General features: G+C 71.8%; 17 protein-coding genes. 9 read left to right on the top strand and 8 right to left on the bottom strand.

Features of this window, described 5'->3' with window-relative positions; all coding sequences use genetic code 11:
* Positions 1-40: 40 nt before the first annotated feature.
* Positions 41-1,267 (bottom strand): cation:proton antiporter, encoded by a 1,227-nt coding sequence (locus H9652_RS10165; protein ID WP_191796127.1) that lies wholly within the window; start codon positions 1,265-1,267, stop codon positions 41-43.
* Positions 1,268-1,417: 150 nt separating this feature from the next.
* Here H9652_RS10165 and H9652_RS10160 point away from each other — a divergent pair, with 150 nt between their 5' ends.
* The 4 genes from H9652_RS10160 (at position 1,418) to H9652_RS10145 (ending at position 3,345) form a co-directional block, all read left to right on the top strand.
* Entirely contained in the window at positions 1,418-1,837 is a 420-nt protein-coding gene (locus tag H9652_RS10160; RefSeq protein ID WP_191796126.1) for a DUF7144 family membrane protein, read from the top strand.
* 82 nt (positions 1,838-1,919) lie between these two features.
* Positions 1,920-2,354: a DUF6325 family protein gene (locus tag H9652_RS10155; RefSeq protein ID WP_191796125.1), complete on the top strand. Its 435-nt coding sequence runs from the start codon at positions 1,920-1,922 to the stop codon at positions 2,352-2,354.
* 82 nt (positions 2,355-2,436) lie between these two features.
* Positions 2,437-2,787 (top strand): SHOCT domain-containing protein, encoded by a 351-nt coding sequence (locus H9652_RS10150; RefSeq protein ID WP_191796124.1) that lies wholly within the window; start codon positions 2,437-2,439, stop codon positions 2,785-2,787.
* 75 nt (positions 2,788-2,862) lie between these two features.
* Positions 2,863-3,345: a DUF1269 domain-containing protein gene (locus H9652_RS10145; RefSeq protein WP_191796123.1), complete on the top strand. Its 483-nt coding sequence runs from the start codon at positions 2,863-2,865 to the stop codon at positions 3,343-3,345.
* Between the two features lie 83 nt (positions 3,346-3,428).
* On the opposite strand, the gene H9652_RS10140 is transcribed toward H9652_RS10145, so the two are convergent.
* From H9652_RS10140 to H9652_RS10110, 7 genes are all read right to left on the bottom strand, one after another.
* Entirely contained in the window at positions 3,429-4,442 is a 1,014-nt protein-coding gene (locus tag H9652_RS10140) for a sigma-70 family RNA polymerase sigma factor (RefSeq protein WP_191796122.1), read from the bottom strand.
* Positions 4,443-4,508: 66 nt separating this feature from the next.
* The gene (locus H9652_RS10135; RefSeq protein ID WP_191796121.1) at positions 4,509-6,674 is read right to left on the bottom strand and encodes a SpoIIE family protein phosphatase; all 2,166 of its coding nucleotides are present in this window, start codon (positions 6,672-6,674) and stop codon (positions 4,509-4,511) included.
* Positions 6,675-6,973: 299 nt separating this feature from the next.
* Positions 6,974-10,486 (bottom strand): Ig-like domain-containing protein, encoded by a 3,513-nt coding sequence (locus H9652_RS10130; RefSeq protein ID WP_191796120.1) that lies wholly within the window; start codon positions 10,484-10,486, stop codon positions 6,974-6,976.
* A 180-nt stretch (positions 10,487-10,666) separates the two neighbouring features.
* Positions 10,667-12,721, bottom strand: coding sequence for a beta-galactosidase (locus H9652_RS10125; protein WP_191796119.1), 2,055 nt, complete (start codon positions 12,719-12,721; stop codon positions 10,667-10,669).
* 90 nt (positions 12,722-12,811) lie between these two features.
* On the bottom strand, positions 12,812-14,152 hold the full coding sequence (locus H9652_RS10120; RefSeq protein ID WP_191796118.1) for an ABC transporter substrate-binding protein: 1,341 nt from the start codon (positions 14,150-14,152) through the stop codon (positions 12,812-12,814).
* A gap of 87 nt (positions 14,153-14,239) precedes the next feature.
* Positions 14,240-15,166, bottom strand: coding sequence for a carbohydrate ABC transporter permease (locus H9652_RS10115; RefSeq protein WP_191796117.1), 927 nt, complete (start codon positions 15,164-15,166; stop codon positions 14,240-14,242).
* Positions 15,167-15,169: 3 nt separating this feature from the next.
* Positions 15,170-16,108, bottom strand: a complete 939-nt coding sequence (locus tag H9652_RS10110; RefSeq protein ID WP_191796116.1) for a carbohydrate ABC transporter permease — start codon at positions 16,106-16,108, stop codon at positions 15,170-15,172.
* 235 nt (positions 16,109-16,343) lie between these two features.
* On the opposite strand from H9652_RS10110, the gene H9652_RS10105 reads away from it, so the two are divergent.
* The 5 genes from H9652_RS10105 (at position 16,344) to H9652_RS10085 (ending at position 20,826) form a co-directional block, all read left to right on the top strand.
* Positions 16,344-17,375 carry a LacI family DNA-binding transcriptional regulator gene (locus H9652_RS10105; RefSeq protein ID WP_225228027.1) on the top strand — a complete coding sequence of 344 codons (1,032 nt, stop codon included), beginning with the start codon at positions 16,344-16,346 and terminating at the stop codon, positions 17,373-17,375.
* Positions 17,376-17,504: 129 nt separating this feature from the next.
* Positions 17,505-17,885 (top strand): SHOCT domain-containing protein, encoded by a 381-nt coding sequence (locus H9652_RS10100; RefSeq protein ID WP_138822082.1) that lies wholly within the window; start codon positions 17,505-17,507, stop codon positions 17,883-17,885.
* Between the two features lie 179 nt (positions 17,886-18,064).
* Entirely contained in the window at positions 18,065-19,162 is a 1,098-nt protein-coding gene (gene zapE, locus H9652_RS10095) for a cell division protein ZapE (RefSeq protein WP_318244090.1), read from the top strand.
* A 118-nt stretch (positions 19,163-19,280) separates the two neighbouring features.
* On the top strand, positions 19,281-19,865 hold the full coding sequence (locus H9652_RS10090) for a dienelactone hydrolase family protein (protein ID WP_191796115.1): 585 nt from the start codon (positions 19,281-19,283) through the stop codon (positions 19,863-19,865).
* A 187-nt stretch (positions 19,866-20,052) separates the two neighbouring features.
* Positions 20,053-20,826 (top strand): GNAT family N-acetyltransferase, encoded by a 774-nt coding sequence (locus tag H9652_RS10085; protein WP_191796114.1) that lies wholly within the window; start codon positions 20,053-20,055, stop codon positions 20,824-20,826.
* Positions 20,827-20,897: the final 71 nt, after the last annotated feature.

Raw genomic sequence — 20,897 nt, 5'->3', positions numbered from 1 at the left:
TCCGGCCCGTGCACGGCGCGACGTGCGCGGTCCTCCCGCGTCACCCGGACGCGCGCTCCTCCGCGACCGGGACCCCGTCGTCGTCCAGGTCCTCCGGTCCGGGCGACCGCACGCCCAGGCGCGCCGCGACCCACGGACCCGTGAGCCCGTACACGACCGCGGTCAGGAGGATCACGCCGAAGACCACCGGGACGAGCTGCTCGAACGGCTGACCGTCGTCCTCGAAACGCAGCGCGAAGACCGACGCGGTCGACGCCGCGACGATCCCGCGCGGCGCCATCCAGCCGACCATGACCCGTTCTCGGCTCGACAGCACGCTGCCCGTCGTCGCGACCGACGCGACGAACGGGCGCAGGACCAGGACGAGGAGCGCGACGATCGCGAGCGTCGGCAGGGCGTACGCCACGAGGGCGTCGAGGTCGACCCGCGCCGAGAGCAGGATGAAGAGCGTCCCGATGAGCAGCAGGCCGACGTGGCTGCCGAACTCGTGCAACGGTTCGATGCGCGCCCAGCGCTGGTTCGCGAGCACGATGCCCAGCGTCGTCGTCGCGAACAGGCCCGCCTCCTCGTGGAACGCCTCGGCCACGGCGTACGTCGCGAGCGCCGTGGCGAACGCGAGCGACACCTCGGTCGCGGCCGGCACCCTGCCCCACTTGACCGCCGCGACGTAGACCGCCGCGGCGACGGCCCCCGTGAGCACCCCGGAGAGCGCGGTCGCGCCCAGGTGCTCGGGGGCCGCGTGGAGCGCGACGTTGGCCATCGCGAGCGCGACCGTCGCGCCGATCGGGTCGATGAAGATCCCCTCGAACGCGAGCACCGACTCGAGCGGCTGCTTGGGCCGGATCACGGCGAGCAGCGGCCCGACGACGGTCGGACCCGACACGATGAGGATGGCCCCGATGACCGCGGCCCGGGACAGCGGCAGGTCGAGCACCCACCAGCAGATGAGCGTCGCCCCGACCCCCGTCAGGACCGCACCCAGGGTCACGAGCAGCGCGACCGGACGCCGAGCCCCGCCCTGGAGCCGTTTCATGTCGAGCTTGAGCGACTCCTCGAACAGCAGGAGGCCGACCGCCATGGACACGAGCGGGAACAGGTCGTCGCCCAGCAGGACGTCCGGGTCGACGAGCCCGGACACGGGACCGGCCAGCAGCCCCAGCACGAGCAGCAGCAGGATCGAGGGCACCTTGAGCGCCTTCGCGGCGACCTGCCCCACGACCCCGAGCACGACGACCAGCGCGATCCCGCCCGTGAACCCCAGCTCCATGGACCCATAGTGGTGGTGGACGGCCGCTCACGCAGCGGATGCCGACGCGGGAGTCCGGTGCCACGATCAGGGGAGCGAGACTTCCGGGGTGACGCCGGGCCGGTCACGGCCAGGACGACGTCACCCGTTCTACGTGTGCGAGGAGGCACCATGGCACGGTCGTCACAGGTCACGGGATGGGTCGGCTGGGTGTGGTTCGCGGGCATCGTCCTGGTCACGCTCGGGCTGTTCAACGCGATCAGCGGCATGGTCGCCGCGTTCTCGCCCGAGAAGCTCGTCGGGCTGGGGGAACAGGGGATCGTGGTGCTCGACGTGTCGACCTGGGGGTGGGTCCACCTGGTCGTCGGGGCGCTCCTCGTGATCGTGGGCTTCGCCCTCCTCGCCGGGCGCGGATGGGCACGGCTCGTCGCGATCGTGCTCGTCGTGCTCAACGTGCTGACCCAGTTCGTCGCGCTCCCCGCGAGCCCGTGGTGGTCGGTCGTCACGATCGTCCTGGGGATCTTCGTGCTGTGGGCGCTCGTGGTCCACGGTGACGAGGCGCAGCGGGCGTCGGCGTCGTCGCTGCCGTGACGACCGCCTGACCGTCGCTCGTCCCTCTCCCGAGCCGGCCCCCACGTTTCCCGCACCCGCAACCACGAACGGAGCACCACCCATGGCCACGACACAGTTCGGTCCGGTCGAGTTCGTCGCGATCGCCTTCCCCTCCGAGCGGGTCCCCGACGCGGTGAAGATCGCGATCGCGGACCTCCTCGGGTCCGACGTCGTCAGGCTCCTCGACCTCACGGTGATCCGTAAGGGGGACGGTGGAGAGATCGACGTGATCGAGGTCGAGGACCTCGGCGACGAGCTCGACATCACCGAGACCCAGCTCGGCAGCTCGGGCCTCGCCGGGCAGGAGGACATCGACGACGTCGCGTCGAACCTCGAACCGGGGACGTCCGCGCTCGTCCTGATCGTCGAGCACTCCTGGGCGCGGCAGTTCGTCGGCGCCGTGCACGACGCCGGGGCAGCGGTGATCGCGCAGGAACGCATCCCCGCCGACGTCGTCAACGAGATCGTCGAGCTCGCCGAGATCGAGGTCGGCTGAGGACCACCGCTGACGGGGCGAGCCCCTCACCGCACGAGGACGATCGCACTCGGACATCACCGCACGAGGAACGGAGCACACCATGCCACTACGACGCGTAGGACGCCCAGGTCTGCTGGGGACGATGGCCCGCACGGCCGTCATCGCCGGGACGGCGTCCGCCACGGCCGGAGCCGTGAACCGGCACCAGCAGGGCAAGGCCGAGCAGCAGGCGGAGCAGCAGCAGTACGAGGCGCAGCAACAGGCCCAGCAGCAGCAGCTCTACGCCCAGCAGGCCGCGGCGGCCCAGGCGGCCCAGGCTGCGCCAGCCGCACCTGCCGCCGCGGGCGGGAACGACCTCCTGGCGCAGATCGAACAGCTCGGCCAGCTCCACGCGAGCGGGGTCCTCAGCGACGCCGAGTTCGCCGCCGCCAAGGCCAAGCTGCTCGGCTGACGCCGCGCCCGCGGCACCCGCCGCCCCTGCCGCGCGGCTCACCCCGCACCACCTGATCCACTCGAGAGGACAACGATGGCTACCTTCACCGTCTGGTCGTTCGACACACCCGGAGGCGCCGAGACCGCGTCCGACGTCCTGAAGGACGCTGCGTCCGAAGGCCTGATCAAGATCGTCGACCGCGCGATCGTGACCTGGCCCGAGGGGGCGAAGAAGCCCACGACGCACCACACGCACGAGGACGAGTGGCGTGGGACCGGCTGGGGCGCGTTCTGGGGGCTGCTGTTCGGCGCCCTCTTCTTCGTGCCCGTGATCGGTGTCGCCGCCGGCGCAGCCCTGGGCGCGATCCACAAGTCCATGGAGGCCGTGGGACTGAACAAGAACCAGCTCGACCGCATCAGGGCTCAGGTCACCGAGGGCACCTCGGCGCTGTTCGCCGTGACCGAGGACGGCAACCTGGACCGCGTGGGCGAGCGGTTCCACGGTCTGCACGGCGACCTCATCGCCACGAACCTCACCCAGGAGGAGCGCCGCGTGCTCCTCGAGACCTTCGACTGATCGCGACCAGCAGACCCGCAGACCAGCAGACCCGCAGCAGGTGAGGGTGGGGCCGGACTCCCGGCTCCACCCTCACCTGCGTCCTACACGTCGAGGTGGAGCGGCAGCCCGAAGAGCGGGTACCAGGCCTCGACGTCGAGGAACGCGTTGATGCCGGTCACCTTGCCGTCCGCGGTGTCGATCACCTGGAGCGCCCAGGCGTCGTACCCGCCGGTGGGCGAGATCCGGTACTGGCCGAAGCCGAACGTCCCGTTGGCCCGTACCGGCACCATGCGCGAGCCCCGGCACTCCGCGCCCGGCCCGACCATCCACCGCTCGATCTGGACAGGGCCCCGCATCCACAACGCGTACGGCGGCATCGAGAGCGTGGCCTCGTCGTGGAGCAGCGCGACCAGTGCGGGCATGTCGTAGCGCTCGAACGCGTCGAGGTACTTCTCCAGGAGCTCGTTCTTGTCCTCGTCCACGGGCGCGGTCGGCAGGTTGGCGCCGTCCGCCCCGGGAGCCGACCCGTAGTGCGCCTGGGCCGACAAGGTGGCCCGCGCCCGCTGGAGCGCGCTGTTGACCGACGGCACCGACGTCTCCAGGAGCTCGGCGACCTCGCTGGCCTGCCAGCGCAGGACCTCGCGCAGGATGAGGACGGCGCGCTGCTTGGGCGGCAGGTACTGCAGGGCCGCGACGAACGCGAGGCGGATGGACTCGCGCCCGATCGCGACGTCGGCCGGGTCGCCGTCCCGCGGCAGCACGCGGTCGTCGGGCACGGGCTCGACCCACGTCTCCTCCGAGAGCTGCTCGCCGAGGTTCCTCTCCTCGGCCGTCTGCGCTGCCCCGAGACCCATGGGGCGCTCGCGGCGCTTGCGCTGGGCGATGTGGTCGAAGCAGACGTTCGTCGCGATGCGGTAGAGCCAGGAGCGCAGCGCGGAGCGCCCTTCGAAGCGGTCGTAGGAGCGCCAGGCGCGCACCATGGTGTCCTGGACCGCGTCGTCGGCCTCGAAGGAGGAGCCGAGCAGGCGGTAGCAGTAGCCCGTGAGCTGTGACCGGTACTGGTCGAGCAGCTCCCCGAGGTCCTCGTCCGCGACGGTCGCTGTGCGTTCGGTCATGGTGTCCTCTCGTGGGCGCGCGGCGATGTGCGCCACTTCACACCGTAGCGCGCGCCGCCCACACAGTCAGCGGGAGAGGGCCTCTTCCCGGGCGAGCTCGAACCACACGGTCTTGCCCGGACCGTCCGACGTCTTCTGCTCGACGAACCACCGGTCCGCGAACCGGTCGAGGAACTGGATGCCCCGCCCCCCGGTCTCGTGCGGCTCGGGGTCGTGGAGGGTCGGCTCGTCGGGGGAGGCGTCCCGGACACCGATCCGGACGGTCGCGGGCCACACCTCGACGACCGCCTCGAGCGGTCCCTGCGCGTGCTGGACCGCGTTGGTCAGGGTCTCGCTCGCGAGCAGCATGATGGTCCGCCGCTGGTCGCGGTTGATCCCGCAGCTCTCCAGGATGTCGTCGACCCAGCGCCGGGCCGGCGAGATCGCCGCGGTCGTGTGCTCGACGTCGCGGGTCATCCGGGTGGGGCACGCGGGCGTCGGGTGGGAGTCGACAGCGGCCCGGACACGGACCGCGAGGACGGCGATGTCGTCGCGCTGGTCGCTGCCGACCAGGCGCTGGACCAGGGCGTTCGGGAGCGCGAGCGTCGAGCCGTGCCGCAGCGTCGCGAGGGCCTGGGCGAGCCCGGACAGGCGCGCGCTCTGGGGGACCCCGCGTCGTTCGATGAGCCCGTCCGTGTAGAGCAGGAGGGTGTCCCCCGGGCCGAGGTGGGTCACGTGGTCGCTGCGCGCGGCGTTGGGGACGAACCCGAGCATCATGTCGGGCCGGGTGTCGAGGAGCTCGACCTTCCCGTCGGACCGCAGGATCAGGGGTGGCGGGTGGCCCGCGTTCGACCACGACAGGTCGTAGAAGTCGCCGCGCCGGTCGAGCCGGACGACGACCGCGGTCCCGCTCGCATGGAGCGAGAGACCGGTGTTCGCGCGGTCGAGGAGGCGGAGCAGTGCCGAGGGCGACTCGTCGTGGCTCCAGGCGAACGTGCGGAGCATCGACCGGAGCTGCCCCATCTCGGCCGCGGCCCGCATGTCGTGACCCGTCACGTCGCCGATCATGAGGACCGACGCGTCCTCGTCGTACACGACCGCGTCGTACCAGTCGCCGCCGACCTGGTCCGTGAGGGTCGCGGGCGAGTACGTCGAGGCCAGCTCGAGGTGCGGGATGTCGGGCAGGGCCGTGAGCATCGCGGCCTGCAGCGTCGTGGCCGCGTCGCGTCGCTCCTCGAGCAGCTTGACGCGTTCGAGGGCGTGCGCGACGAACCCCGCGAGGCCCGCGCGGGACAGGGACTCGTCGTCGGCGGTCTTGCCCTGCTCCCACCCGAGGAAGATGACGGCGAGCAGGTTCGTGCCGGAGAGCACGGGCAGCAGCGCGCGGGCGCCGACGCTCTCGTCGAGCGACTCGGAGATGTTCGGGAACGCCGAGAGGATCTCGGTCTCGTCCCGGAAGAACAGGGCCTCCTGGGTGCGGGCGACGAACGACAGGACACGGTCCGGGTCGTCGACCCGCGCGTACCGGTACGACGGCGAGAGCGCGGGCTCCAGGTGGTCCATGCTCGTGTACGTGAGGCTCTTGCGCGACGGGTCGACGACCGCGAGCCCGGCGTACCGCGCCCCGATCGCCGAGGACGCCACGTAGGCGAGGGTCTCGCCCACGTCCTGGACCGAGGTCGCGTCGGCGAAGGCCTCGCTGAGCATGAGCAGCAGGCGGTTGCGCCGGGTCGCCTGGATGGCGAGGTTCTGCATCCTCGTGGCCCGCTCGTGCGCGATGCGCAGCTGGAGCTCGGACGTGCACGCCGCCGTCAGGTCGGCGAGGGTCGCGAGGTCGGTGTCGGTCCAGTCGTGGGGCTCGTCGTCCATCGCGCACAGCGTCCCGACGACGCGGCCACGCTGGTCGAAGATCGGGAACCCGGCGTACGCGAGGACCCCGAACTCCGGGATGGACGGGTTGTCCCAGACCCGGGCGTCCTTGCGGGTGTCCGGTACGACGAGCGGCTCGCGGTCGTTCGTCACGTGCTGGCAGAACGAGTGGGTGAGCGGCATGCGACGGCTCAGCTGGATGTCCTCGGGCATGCCGTGGGCCCCGGGATAGACCTGCTCGTCGGACAGGACGAGGGACACCGCCGCGGTCGGGACGCCGAGCTGGCGCATGGCCAGGCGGGCGAAGCGGTCGAAGGACTCGTCGGCGGTCGGGGTCCCGAGACCTGCCTCGACCAGCTCGAAGATCGCCTGGGCCTCGGTCACCGCATCAGTATGGCCTGCGGGCTCGCGTCCGTCATCGGGAAGCGTGGGGTGAATCACTCCTCGTGAGTACGGAAGGCCCGCCGAGGGTGACGGCAAGGACCGCCGCGGGCGACGCGACGGCCCGCCGAGGGCGACCACCGCGTCACCGTCGGCACGCAGGTATGTCACCGTCCGCGGTCGGGGCGGTCGCCCTCGGCAGGTGGGGGCGTCACCGTCGGCGGGCGGCAGGTCCGACGACGGCGCGCCCTCCCCGGCAGGCGGGCGCGCCGTCTGCTGTGGGTGACGGTGGGCGGGACGGGTCAGCAGGTGGCGGGCTGGTAGGCGATCTGCTGGGTGGAGGTCGCGCCGCCCTCGCGGGTAGCGGTGACGGTGACGGTGCCGGCGGCCAGGGTCTGGGCGCGGGCCGAGAACGTCTGGCTCGCCGACTTCCCGGGCGCGACGTCCCGGAAGGTCTTCGTGCCCAGCGGTGTCGTGACCGCGACGTCCAGCACGGTGCCGCCAGTGTTGACGGCCCGCACGACGAGGGTCGCGGTGCGCCCCGTGCACTGCGTGCGCACGGTCGACTCGACCCCCAGGTCGGCCTCGGTCACGAACTCGATCGTCGTCGTCGACACGGTCCCGTCCTCGGCGGTCACGTCGACCGAGGCGGTCCCCGGGACCGTACCCGGCTGCGTCACGGCGACCGTCGCATAGGGGTCGGTCGCCACCCCGGTCACGACGGGCGTCACGCCGGCCTCGGCCGGTACCTGGTAGGAGGTCGTCGCGGGGTCGAACCCGGCGACGGCCTCGCCGTCGACCGTCAGGCCCGACAGCGTCGCGTCGGCGGACGTGCCCGGGGCCTTGGCGAGCACCTGCACCTCGCTCACGACCATGTGGGTGTCGGGGCGCGCGGTCATGACGACCCGCACGGACGAGGTGCGCACGTCCACGGGGACGTCGACCACGGGGGCGCGGCTCGCGTCGTCGGTGACCGCGACCGATGCGCTCACGTCCTTCCAGGTGCCGTCGACCAGGGCCTGGACCCGCAGGCTCTGAGACCAGCTCGCGGTCGAGCCGTCACGGTAGAAGGTCGTGACGACGTGCGTGACGTCGCGGTCCGCGGGCAGCGTGACCGTGAGGGTGTCGGTGGTGTTCTTCCCCGAGGACTTCCAGTTGGACCACGCCTTGTCGGTCGTGATGCCGTTGACGATCCCGGTGGCCGAGTAGCCCGGCTCGGTGAAGGTCGCCGAGGCGGTCGTCCCCGGAGCGGACGTCGCCCCGTCGTCGACGGCCGCCGTGACCTGGACGCGGACCGTCGCGGGCAGGACCTCACCCAGCCCCGCGTCGGCGGTCCCGCCGAGCTCGACGACGCCGACCTCGGCGAACGCACCCGCAGGGGCGGTCTCCCAGGTCACGGGGCGCTCGACCTGCCGGCCGCCCGCGGTGGCCGCGGTGACCGTAGCGGGCAGGACGGGCGTTCCGCCCGCGTAGGCCTTGGCACGGGCAGGCAGCGTCGTGGTCAGGGTGTCGACGACGACCTCGGCCGTGGCGGCCACGGTCCCCCCGGGGGTCGAGACCGTCCCCTGGACCTCCACGGTGCCGGCTGTGGCCCAGGCCGACCCGGCGGGGAGGTCCCACGTCACGGGCAGCGTGCCGCGGGCACCGTCGCGGTAGACGGGCACCACGGTGGTCGGCAGGGTCGGGACGGTCCCTGGCACGGTGAACGCCTCGACAGGGGTAGTGCCGAGCACGGTCTCGTCGGTCAGGCGCCAGCGCTGGTTCTGGCCCGAGTTGGCGGTGTAGGTGGAGACCGGGGCGCCGTCGGTCGAGGACTGGCCGCCGACCTCGAGCACGCGCCCGCTCTCGGCGTTGACGAGCGTGTACGTCCGGTCACCGGTCGTGGACAGGATCCACTGTGCGGTCGTGGCGGGCTGCTCCGTCGGCTCGACCAGGACGGCCGTCCCGTCGGCGACCACGCCGAGCTGCTTTCCGTTCGCCGCGGACGCGACCGCGTAGCGGGTCGTGTGCGTCCCGGATCCCTCGGGGGCGCCGAGCGGCGTGAGGTCCCACACCTGGGTCGGGGCGGCCGCGTCGTCCGTGCGGATCACGACGCCCGGGCCGCTCGCCGCGGGGGCGAGGGACTTGCCGGACTGGACGCCCTGGAGGCGGTACACGTGCCCCTCCTGGACCAGGGCGGCATCGTCCGCGACCCCCGAGACGCCGTCGACCACGAAGGTCGTGACGGACTCGGCCGGGACCGTGAGCGTGGCGGCTCCCGACTCGACAGCGACCGGAGAACCCTCGACGAGAGCGCCTGCGGTGCTCGTGACGAACGGTGTCACGGTCGCGCCCGCCTCGATGCTGCCGAAGCCCGACAGGTCGAGCGTGACGGCGCGCTCCGACGTCGTGCTGTTGACGTGGACCACGGTCGCGGCGTCGCCCGAGGCCGTCACGGCGGCTGTGCTGTTCGTGTCGTCGACGCCGACCAGGCGGTCACCGGGCGCGATGAAGTGCGTGAAGTTCTGCGTCGTCAGGTATTTGGTGTTGGTGTAGATGGGGCACGACTCGAGCGTGTCGTCGGCGGTGCAGTCGAAGGGGATCTGGATCTCGCCCCAGTTCATGCCCTCGGCGCTCTCGCCGCCCGGTGCCATGTTGGTGTAGTCCTCGACGGGCTGCCAGAACACCCACGCCGAAGGCTCGAGCTCGCGCAGGTCGTCGGCGATGTGCTGCGCGCTGCCGAGTCCTGACTCCATGCTCTCGAAGTCCTGCCCGGTGCTGCTCCAGGACCCGCCGACCTCGCTCATCCACAGGCGCTTGCCCTCGCCCTTGGCGATGTCGCGCACCGCGGTGCGCTGGCCCGTGCCGTAGGTGTGGACGTTGAGCTGGTCGACCTTGGCCTTGACGTCAGCCGGGTACGTGTTCCAGTTGTTCGTGAACGTCCCGGGGTTCGTCTCGTCCATGGCGGCGATCCCGGCCGAGGTGTCGGCCCCCTCGAGCGCGGCGTCGAGCGCCCTGATGACCTTCTGCTGGAGCGCCGGACCCATGTGGGCGCCCTCCTGGCGCCCGCCCGTCGGCTTGCCCGAGGAGTCGAGCGTGGTCCGCCAGTAGTTGGTGTTGGGCTCGTTGAACGGGTCGATCGTGCCGACCTCGATCCCGTGCGCCTTCTCGAGCCGCTCCGTCACGCCGACCATGTACGCCGCGAAGTCGTCGATGCTCTCGGTCTTGAGCTGGTCGTCGGTCGCGTTGAAGCTGCCCGAGACGTAGCCGTTGGGCGTCATGAAGTAGGGCGGGGAGTTGCTGAACGTCTCCCACGTGTCGACGTCGTCCTTGATGCGGTCGACCCACCAGCGCTGGGTCGCGTCGGCGTCCTCGTTCCAGTCGGCCGGGTCCTCGGGGTCCCACCAGTCGACGTCGGTCCGGGTGGTGCCCTCGGGCGCGTTCCACCAGCCTTCGACCGCGCCGCCCGCGCGCAGGTAGTCCGTGACGTCGGGCGCGTGCCCGCCGCCCACGTTGTAGCGCGCGATGTTGAGGTTGAGGCCCTCGTCGCCGAACACCATGTCCGCGAGCCTGTCGCGCACCTCGTCGGGGTAGTCGCCCGTGGCGTTCGCGAACCAGACCAGGCTCGTCCCCCAGCCCTCGAACGCCTTGCCGGCGTAGCTCGGGTCGGGCCGCACGGTCACGCCGGGTCCACCGGCAGTGGCAATGGCCGCGCTCGCGGCGAGCGCACCGCCCGACGGCGCGGCCTGAGCCACGGCGCTCAGCGCACCACAGCTCAGGGTCACGGCGGCGACGCTCAGTGCCGCGACCCACCTTCTCGATGCTCCTGCGTTCATCCTTGAACTGCCTCTCTCTCGCTACTCTGCGGATCTGGCGACGTGCACGCCACGGGCCGGCACGTGCCGCGCGGGCAGGTGCCGGTCCGTGGACGCGGGAGTGACGGTGGTGCTGGTTCTGTGGTGCGGGGTGCGGTTCTCGTCGGGTGGGCGGTCCCGGACCGGACGGGGTACCTGTCGTCAGCCCTTCGGCCGGCGCAGGACCGCGACGCCGCGGGGCGGCAGGACGACCGTCGCGTCCGGTGCTCCGCCCGAGCGTCGGCCGACGAGAACGTCCCCCGTGACGCCGTCGACGTCCACCTGCTCGGCCGTGCGGTTGATGAGGAACCAGAACTCGTGCTCGTCGGTCCCGCGGACCGCGAGCTCGACCTTGCCGCGGACCGTGGCGGGCAGGTCGCCCGGGACGTGCGCGTCGTCGAGGAGCGAGCGCACGAGCGGTTCGAGGCCCGTGCCGAGGCGCGTCGAGACGTAGGTCGCCGAGCCCGACCCGACGGGCCGGCGCGTGATGGCGGGGTGCCCACCGTGCTCGCCGGTCTTGTACCAGGCGAGGACCTCGACCGACGGGTCGGTGACCGTGATCGGCTCCGACCACAGCGAACCCTCGTTGCCGTCGTCGAGCAGGACCGTCTCGCCCTCGAGCAGCGGCGCGAACTCCTCGACCCGGATGCCCAGGAGGTCCGTGAACGCGCCGGGGTAGCCGCCCAGGTGGATGTGGTCGTGCTCGTCGACGATCCCCGAGAAGTACGTCGTGACCAGGTGACCGCCACCCTCGACGAACGCCTGGAGCCGCTCGGCGAGCGCGCCGGGGACGACGTGCAGCACGGGGGCGACGACGACGTCGTACCCGGAGAGGTCCGCACGGGCCGGGACGACGTCGGCGCGCACTCCCGCGGCGAGGAACGCCGAGTACCAGTCGAGGGCCTCCTGGCGGTACCGCAGGGAGTTGTTGGGGTGCGAGTCGAGCTCGCTCGTCCACCAGGACTCCCAGTCGAACAGGATCGCGGCACGCGCGGGGACCTGCTCCGAGCCCGCGATCTCCGCGAGCGCGCCCAGCGTCGCCCCGAGCTCGCGCACCGTGCGGTGCACCTGGCTGTCCTCACCGGCGTGCGGGACCATGCCCGAGTGGTACTTCTCGGCGCCCGCGCGGGACTGGCGCCACTGGAAGAAGCAGACCGCGTCGGCGCCGTGCGCGACGTGGGTCAGGGAGTCCCGGACCAGCTCGCCCGGCTTCTTGGCGACGTTGATCGGCTGCCAGTTCACGGCGCTCGTCGAGTGCTCCATGAGGAACCAGGGCAGACCGCCCGCGATGTGGCCCGTCAGGTTCGCGGAGAACGACAGCTCGTCGTGCGCCTGGACACCCGGCAGGACGTAGTGGTCGTTGGACACGAAGTCGATCTCGTCGGCCCAGCCGACGTAGTCCATGCCCTTGGTCTCGCCCATGACCATGAAGTTCGTGGTCACGGGGACGTCCGGGGTCAGGTCGCGCAGGACGTCGCGCTCGGCGCGCAGGTACGACCTGAGCGCGTCGGACGAGAAGCGCTTGAAGTCGAGCTGCTGCGTGGGGTTGGGGTGTGAGGCCGCGAGGCGCGGCGGCAGGACCTGGTCCCACGCGCTGTATCGCTGCGACCAGAACGCCGTGCCCCACGCGTGGTTCAGCTCGTCGAGCGTGCTGTAGCGGTCGCGCAGCCACCGGCGGAAGGCGTCGGCCGCGTCGTCGCTGTAGTCGTAGACGTTGTGGCAGCCCAGCTCGTTCGACACGTGCCACGCGGCCAGCGCCGGGTGGTCGCCGTAGCGCTCGGCCATGGTGCGCACGAGCCGCAGCGCGTGCTCGCGGAACACGGGGGAGGTGGGGCGCCAGTGCTGGCGTGCGCCCGGCCACAGGGTCTCGCCCGTCGCGGTCACGGGCAGGATCTCGGGGTGGGCGGTCGTGAGCCACGGGGGAGGGGAGGCGGTCGCGGTCGCGAGGTCCACCGCGATGCCGTTCGCGTGCAGCAGGTCCATGATCTCGTCGAGCCAGGCGAAGTCCCAGGAGTCGGCCGTCGGCTGGAGCCGGGCCCACGAGAAGATCGCGACCGAGACGATGTTGACCCCTGCGGCCCGCATGAGCCGCACGTCCTCGGCCCACACCTCGCGGGGCCACTGCTCCGGGTTGTAGTCCGCTCCGAAGCCGAGGCGCGGCGTCGCGCGGTCCTCGGGCCACCGCAACCAACGGTGCGGCGTGGGGGTCGATGACATGGTGACTTCCTTCGTTCTGGTGCGTGGGGGCGGGCAGCGCCGCCCCGGGGGCGGGTGCCGGCCGGATGGTCGGCCGGCACCCGTGCGGGACTACTTGTTGACCGAGAAGCCCTGCTCGTTGCCGTACTTGACCGACGCGTCCTGCCAGGCCGCGAGGCCGCCCGCGATGGTCTCGTCCGAGACGTACGCCTTGCCGACCGTGTCGTTGAAGATGCTGTTCGCGTAGACCTGGAACGGCAGGTACGACCAGCCCTCGCGCACGTTCTCCGCGGACTCCGCGAAGACCTCGTTGACCTTCTGGCCGCCGAAGTACGGGAACTCGGTGCCGAGGAACTCGTCCGAGGCCAGCTCGGCCGACGTCGCGGGGAACGCGCCGCCGTCGACGCGCGTCTGCACGCCCTCACCGACGTTCGCGTAGTCGAGGAACGCGTAGGCGAGAGCCTGCTGCTTGCTCGCGGCCGGGACGGCGAGCGAGCTGCCACCGTTCTCGGAGCTCGCGTCCTCGCCGGCCTTCCACTGCGGCAGGGGGGCGACCGCCCACTTGCCCGCGCCGTCGGGCACGCCCGACTCGAGGTTGGCGGGCATCCAGGCGCCGATCGCGAGGGTCGCGATGGTCCCGTTGCCGAGGCCCTGGTACCACTCGTCGCTCCACGAGCTGATGGGCGCGACGAGGTCCTCGGAGACCAGCTGGTCCCACGTGGTGGCGAACGCCGTCGAGCCCTCGTCCGTGAAGTCGATCGTGACGTCCGAGCCGTCGACCTGGTACGGCTGGCCGCCGGCCTGCCAGATCAGGCTGGTCGTGAAGCCGGCGTCACCCGTGTCGTTGGCGATGTAGAGGTTCGGGTCCGCGGCGTGCAGGGTGCGGGCTGCAGCGAGGTACTCGTCCCACGTCGTGGGGACCGCGACGCCGTGCTTGTCGAAGATCTCCTTGTTGTAGAACAGGGCCATGGGGCCCGAGTCCATGGGGAGGCCGTAGATCCCGTCGCCGGAGTGCACGGCGGACCACGGGCCGGGCGTGAACGTCCCGTCGAGGTCGGAGGCGCCGTACGCGCTCAGGTCGGCCACGGCCTCCGACAGGGCGAACTGCGGCAGGGCGTAGTACTCGATCTGGGCGACGTCGGGCACGCCCGAGCCGGCCGAGACGGCGTTCTGGAGGGCGGTGTACTGGTCGTTGCCCGTCCCCGCGTTGACGAGCTCGACGTCGACGTTGGGGTACTTGTCCTCGAAGCCGTCGACGACCGCCTCGAGCGTGGGCTCCCAGGCCCACACCGTGATCTTGCCGCCCTCCTCGAGGGCTGCCTTGACCGCGTCGGGCGAGGCGTCGGTCGAGCCGCCGCCCGAGTCGCCCGAGCTGCAGGCGGTGAGGGCGAGCGCCAGGGTCGCGGTGAGGGCGGTGGCGCGCAGCGCCGCGCGCCCGGAGGGGGTCTTCATGAGGTGTTCCTTTCACGTCGTCGTGAGACGAAGGGGCCGTCCCGGGGACCCGGGGCCGGGTGGTGCGGGGTGTTCGTGCCGGGCTCGTCAGGCCTTGACGCTGCCGGCGGCCAGGCCGGTCTGCCAGAAGCGCTGGAGGAAGAGGAAGGCCACGATGAGCGGCAGGATCGTCAGGAGCGCGCCAGTGATGACCAGGTGGAAGATCGCCTCACCACCTGCGGTGGCGGCCTGCGCGTTCCAGGCGTTCAGGCCGAGCGTCAGGGGGTACCAGCTCGGGTCCTTGAGCATGATCAGGGGCAGGAAGTAGTTGTTCCAGGTCGCGACCATGGTGAAGAGCAGCACGGTGACGATGCCGGGGCCGAGCAGGGGCAGGGAGACGCTGAAGAACGTCCGGTACTCCCCGGCTCCGTCCATGCGGGCGGCCTCGAGCATCTCGGTGGGGATCGCGTCGGCCGCGAAGGTCCACATCAGGTAGAGCCCGAAGGGCGAGATGAGCGAGGGGATGATGACCGACCACGGGGTGTTGGTCAGCCCCATCTGGCTGAACAGCAGGAACGTCGGGACCGCGAGGGCGGTGCCCGGGACGGCCACGGCGCCGATCACGACGGCGAAGATCGCGCGCTTGCCGGGGAAGTCGAACTTGGCGAGCGCGTAGCCGCCGAGCACGGCGAGGAAGGTCGCCCCGCCCGCGCCGAGCACCACGTACAGCAGGGTGTTCCCGAGCCAGCGGACGAAGATGCCGTCGTCGTAGGTGAGGGTGTCGGCGATGTTGCTGAACAGGCTGAAGTCGCCGCTGAACCAGAGGCCGAACGAGCTCAGGAGGCTCGACTGGGTCTTGGTCGCGTTGATGACGAGCCAGACGAGCGGGACGAGGCTGTAGACCAGCACGATCCCGACGAGGACGGTCAGCAGGACGTTGCGGCGCGGCTTCTCGACGCTGCCGCGCCGGTCGGGCCGGAGCGCGGAGGGCGAGCGACGGCTCGCGGGGCGAAGGGTCACGGGGGAGGCGGACATCGTTCAGCTCTCCTTCTTCATGCCACGCAGCTGGACGACGTACGCCACGATCATGGTGAGGACGCCCATGATGATCGCGACGGTCGCGGAGTAGTTGAACTGCTGCCCGGAGAACGACAGGTTGTAGGCGTAGAGGTTCGGGGTGAAGTAGGTCGTGATCGCGTTGGGCGCGAGGCTCTTGAGGATGCTCGGCTCGTTGAAGAGCTGGAAGCTGCCGATGATCGAGAAGATCGTCGCGACGACGAGCGAGCCGCGGATCGCGGGGATCTTGATCGCGGTGATGACGCGGAGCTGGCTCGCGCCGTCGAGCTCGGCGGCCTCGTACAGGTCGCGAGGGATGACGCGCAGCGCGGCGTAGAAGATGAGCATGTTGTAGCCCACGAACTCCCACGTGACGATGTTGCCGATCGACGCGAGGACGAGGTCGGGCGACAGCGGGTTGGGCAGGTCGATGCCGAACGCGTCGTTGATGTTGCCGACCAGCCCGAACCGCGTGCCGTACATGAACCCCCACATGAGCGTCGCGACGACGGCGGGCACGGCGTAGGGCAGGAAGATCGAGATACGGAAGAAGTTGCTCCCGTAGAGCCGTCCGGAGTCGACCGCGAGGGCCACGATCAGTGCGATGACGAGCATGATCGGGACCTGGACGACGAGGAACAGGGCGACGCGTCCCACGGCCGACCAGAACTGCGGGTCGGAGAACGCCTGCTGGTAGTTCTCGAGCCCGACGAACGAGTTCCCGCCGATCATCTGCTTGCGGAACAGGCTCAGGTAGATCGAGTAGGCGATCGGCGCGAGGAACACCAGCGCGAAGACGAGCATGAAGGGGCCGATGAAGCCCCAGCCCTTCCACGACCGCCCGGTGCGGCGGGGGCGGGGTGGTCGGGCGCCGGCGGGCGCACCGGTGGGTGTGGCCGTCGGTGGTGACATCACTGTCATGACGAGTCCTTGCTGGTCTCGGCGGGTCGAACGTTGTTGTTCGACGTCCTGGTGCGGATCAACTCTGTTCCGAGGAGGTTTACGCAAACATCCGAACGAACCTCGATGGATGTTTGCGTAAACATCGACTAGCCTGATCGTCACACCCGTTCTGCGGGCGCGTCAAGTCCGCAGGCGGAGAAGCTTCGGGCGAGCGTCGGGCCGGAGGGTGCGGATCTCTGGAGGAAGCAGCCCGATGACGACGAACACCCCGAAGCGGGTACGCCGCGCCTCGATGGCCGACGTCGCGAAGCTCGCGGGAGTCTCCGCGCAGACCGTCTCGCGCGTCTCGAACGGTCACGCGGGCGTCGTGGAGGAGACACGTCAGCAGGTCCTCGACGCCATGAAGCAGCTCGGCTACCGGCCCAACGGCGCCGCCCGCGCCCTCAAGTGGGGCGAGTTCCGGACCATCGGCGTCATCATGTTCACCCTCTCGACGACCGGCAACATGCGCACGCTCGACGCGATCTCGGTCGCGGCTGCCGAGGAGGGGTACGCGATCACCCTCATCCCGGTCGCGGTCCCCACCCCCGGCGGTGTCGAGGGGGCGTTCTCGCGGCTCGGGGAGCTGGCGGTCGACGCCGTCATCATCGTCATGGAGGTGCACCTCCTGGGCCGCTCGCACATCGCCCTCCCGCCGGGCATCCCGGTCGTGGTCGTCGACTCCGACGCGGGCTCCGAGTACGTCGTGGTCGACACCGACCAGGCGGCCGGGGCGCGCAGCGCCGTCGACCACCTCCTGGGCCTGGGGCACCGCACCGTGTGGCACGTCGCCGGCCCCGAGGACTCGTTCGCGTCGCAGCGACGCGTGGACGCCTGGCAGGGGGCGCTCGCGGACGCCGGACGGGACACGCCCCCGCTCATCCGGGGCGACTGGAGCGCCGAGTCCGGCTACCGGGCCGGGCTCCTGCTCGCGGACGAGCCGGGGTGCACGGCCGTCTTCGCCGCGAACGACCAGATGGCGCTCGGCATCCTGCGGGCGCTGCGCGAGAGGGGCCGCGACGTGCCGGGGGACGTGAGTGTCGTCGGGTTCGACGACGTGCCCGACGCGGGCTCCTACAGCCCGCCCCTGACCACGGTCCACCAGGACTTCACGCAGGTCGGGCGCCGGTGCGTCGACGGGGTCCTGCGGCAGGTCCGCTCTGACGACGGCGCCCCCGAGCCCGGCACGACGCTCGTCCCCACGACCTTGACGGTCCGCAGCAGCACCGCCCCGCCGCGCGTGTGAGGATCGCGCATCAGGGGCGCTTCCCCCGGAACCCGCCCGTTTCGCCGCGCGCATCGTGACGCCCGTCACTAACCTGACCTCAGCGCCTCGCGCTCGCGAGCGCCGGAGATCGTCGAACGGGGCTTCACCATGGAATTCTGGGACTTCTTCTGGCTTCTGATCTGGTGGTTCGTCTTCATCGCGTACCTGATGGTGCTCTTCCAGATCCTGACCGACCTGTTCCGCGACCACACGCTCAGCGGTTGGTGGAAGGCGCTGTGGATCGTGGGTCTGGTCTTCATCCCGTTCCTCACGGCGCTGATCTACATCATCGCCCGCGGCAGGGGCATGACGGAGCGGCACCTCGCGGCGGCCAGCGCGGCCAAGGCGCAGGCCGACTCCTACATCCGGGAGGTCGCGACGGGCGGGCAGTCCGCGACCGACCAGATCGCCTCGGCCAAGGCTCTCCTCGACGCGGGCACCATCACGCCCGACGAGTTCGCGTCGCTCAAGGCCAAGGCGCTCGCCTGAGCCTGGTCCTTCTCCACGGCCCGACGGCAGAGCTCGCCGCTCCCGTCGGCTCACCCCGTGAGCCGGCGGGCGGCGCGCACGGATCGGTCGTCAGCAGGGGCCCGGGCACACACCTGGGCCCCTGCTGAGGTCGAGCGGGCTCGGCCCTCGCGGCTCGGGCGTCGCGTACCCTCGGACGCGTGGACGAGGCACGCCCGAGGGGCCTGATCGACGCCCCGGCGGACCCGCCGACCGTGGTGCGCGACGCCGTCGGGCTGGACGCCGCCCGGCGCGGATTCTCGGTCGATCCCGGCCAGGAGCCCGCGGCCCTGGCCCTCGACGTCCTGGCGGGACGGCTCGCCGGCCCGGCGCCCGACCTGAGCGGCCTGTACCTCTGGGGCCCCGTGGGGCGCGGCAAGACCTGGCTCATGGACGTGTTCCTCGCTGCGGTCGCCCCGCTCGTGGGCCCCACCACCACGACGGTTCGTGTCCACTTCCACGACTTCCTGCGCCGCCTGCACGGCGAGCGTTTCCACCGCGGGTCGATCGACGCGGCGCTCGACGCGATCCTCGGCGAGGCCCGGCTCGTGTGCTTCGACGAGTTCCACGTGCACGACGCGGGCGACGCGATGCTCGTGGCCCGTGCCGTCCGGGCCCTCGACGAGCGTGGGGTGCACGTGGTCCTGACGTCGAACTACCCGCCGTCGGGCCTCATGCCGAGCCCGGCCTACCACCACCTGTTCGTCCCGACGATCGACCTGCTGACCGCGCGCCTCGACGTCGTCGAGATCGGCGGCGACCGCGACCACCGGCGCTCGCCCAGCGAGGACGTGCGCGGGTTCCGTGGCGGTGCGTTCGTGTGGCCCGCGACGGACGCGCGGCTCGCGGCCGCCGGCCTCGCGCGCCCCGAGCCCGCCGAGGCGACGACCGTGCGCATCGGGTCGCGCGAGCACCCGGTCCTCGCCGTCCGGGACGCCGTGGTGTGGCTCGGGTTCGAGCACTGGTGCGCGGGGCGCACCGCGGTCGCGGACGTCCTGCACCTCGCCGACCGCTTCGGGTCCGTGGTGCTCGACGGCGTCCCGGCCCTGGGCGCGCAGGCCCCCGACACGGGGCAGCGGTTCGCGAACCTCGTCGACGTCCTGTGCGACCGCGACGTGCCGCTGCACGTCCTGGCCCACCAGGACCCTGACGAGACGCTGCGCCGGCACGGCGAGGAGGGCGTCGCGCGCGACGTCGCGCGCCCGGCGCGCCGCCTCGCGCGGCTGCGCCGGCTGGGGCCGGTGCCGGTCGTGCGCTGAGGCAGCGCCGCCCGGCGCGGGCCCCGCGGTGCCCCCGCGCCCGGCGCGCGCGTGTGGTCTGCGCGATGATCGGGAGGGCGGCGCCGCCCCCCGGCGCCCGTGACGCGAAGGAGCCCCCATGGCCGAGGTACTGCTCTTCCACCACTCGCTCGGGCTGACGCCCGGGGTCCGCGCGTTCGCGGAGACCCTGCGCGAGGCCGGGCACGTCGTGCACCTGCCGGACCTGTACGAGGGCAGGACGTTCCCCGACATCGAGAGCGGCATGGGGTACGTCGAGCAGATCGGGTTCGACACGATCCTGTCCCGCGGCGCCACGGTCGCGGACGGGCTGCCCGAGGAGCTGGTCTTCGCGGGGTTCTCGCTCGGGGTGGTGCCCGCGCAGATGCTCGCGCAGACCCGCGAGGGTGCGCGGGGCGCGCTGCTCTTCTACTCGTGCATCCCGACGTCGGAGTTCGGCGACGGCTGGCCGCTCGGGGTCCCCGTGCAGATCCACGGCATGGACGCGGACCCGATCTTCGTCGACGAGGGCGACCTCGACGCCGCCCGGGCCCTGGTCGAGGCCGCCCCCGGTGAGGCCGAGCTGTTCCTCTACCCCGGGGACGCGCACCTGTTCGCCGACGCGAGCCTGCCCTCGTACGACGAGCACGCGGCGCGCCTGCTCACCGAGCGGGTCATCCGGTTCCTGGACGGGATCGGGGGCTGAGGGCGGGCCTCTCCGGGACCGAGCACGCCCTGGTCTCGTTGCGCGGCTCGCAGATCGACCGGCTCGCCCGCCGCGGGACGAAGGGCGCTCGGGGGGCCGGTGAAAAGGGAGTGAGCGCGCTCCGGGGCACCTGTACCGTGCGGAACGCGCAGCAGGTCGCTGCCCGCGACCTCCGAGGAGCCCGCCCATGTTCTCCCAGACGATCACCGACTTCTGGCGCGCGCCGCTCGTGGGCGGTGATGTCCTGCACCGGGACGCGTCGCTCACGGTCGTGAGCAACCCGGGTCTGCCCGAGGACCGTCGCGTCACGGTGCTGACGACCCGTGGCGCGGTCGCCTCGGGCGGCCCTGCCGACCCGGCCGCCCCCACCGACGGGCCCGGAGCCGTCCTCGTCGCGGTGACCCCGCAGGTCGCGGGTCTCCTGGAGCTGGCCGGGCCGCGGGCAGTCACCGAGGCGTCGGTGCGTCGGGCGCTGCAGGAGGCTGGCGTCGCGCTCCACGAGGCCGACTGCGTCTTCCACCTCACGGAGCACACCACGGCCGCCCTGCTCGCCGAGGACGACGTGCCCACCGTGCGGCGGCTGAGCGCCCAGGACGCCGCGGCCTTCTCCGTGTTCGAGGCGAGCGCCCCCGAGCAGGACCTCGACGACGCGTACGTCGAGCTGGACCACTGGGCCGTGCTCGGTGCGTTCGAGGGCGAGCGGCTCGTGGCCGCCGCGAGCATGTACCCCTGGGGGGACTCCCGCCTGGCGGACACGGGTGTCCTGACGCTCCCCGACGCACGGGGGAAGGGTCACGCCCGTCGGGTCGTCCGGGCGATCAGCCGCTACGCGCTGTCGCAGGGCTACGAGCCGCAGTACCGCTGCCAGGTCGACAACGCCGCGTCCCGCGCCCTCGCCGCCCGCGCCGGGTTCACGCAGCTCGGGACGTGGGAGGTCGTCTCGCCCGGCTCGACCCTCTGACCCTCGGGTCCTTCGGTGCTCCACCGGTAGCCTGGGACCCGCGACCAGCACGGCCGGACGTGGGGGGCGGC

It is taken from the genome of Oerskovia rustica (genome assembly GCF_014836555.1).
Classification (GTDB): domain Bacteria; phylum Actinomycetota; class Actinomycetes; order Actinomycetales; family Cellulomonadaceae; genus Oerskovia; species Oerskovia rustica.
The sequence above is the reverse complement of the archived record's forward strand: the minus strand, read 5'-3'. Positions and strand labels throughout refer to the sequence as shown.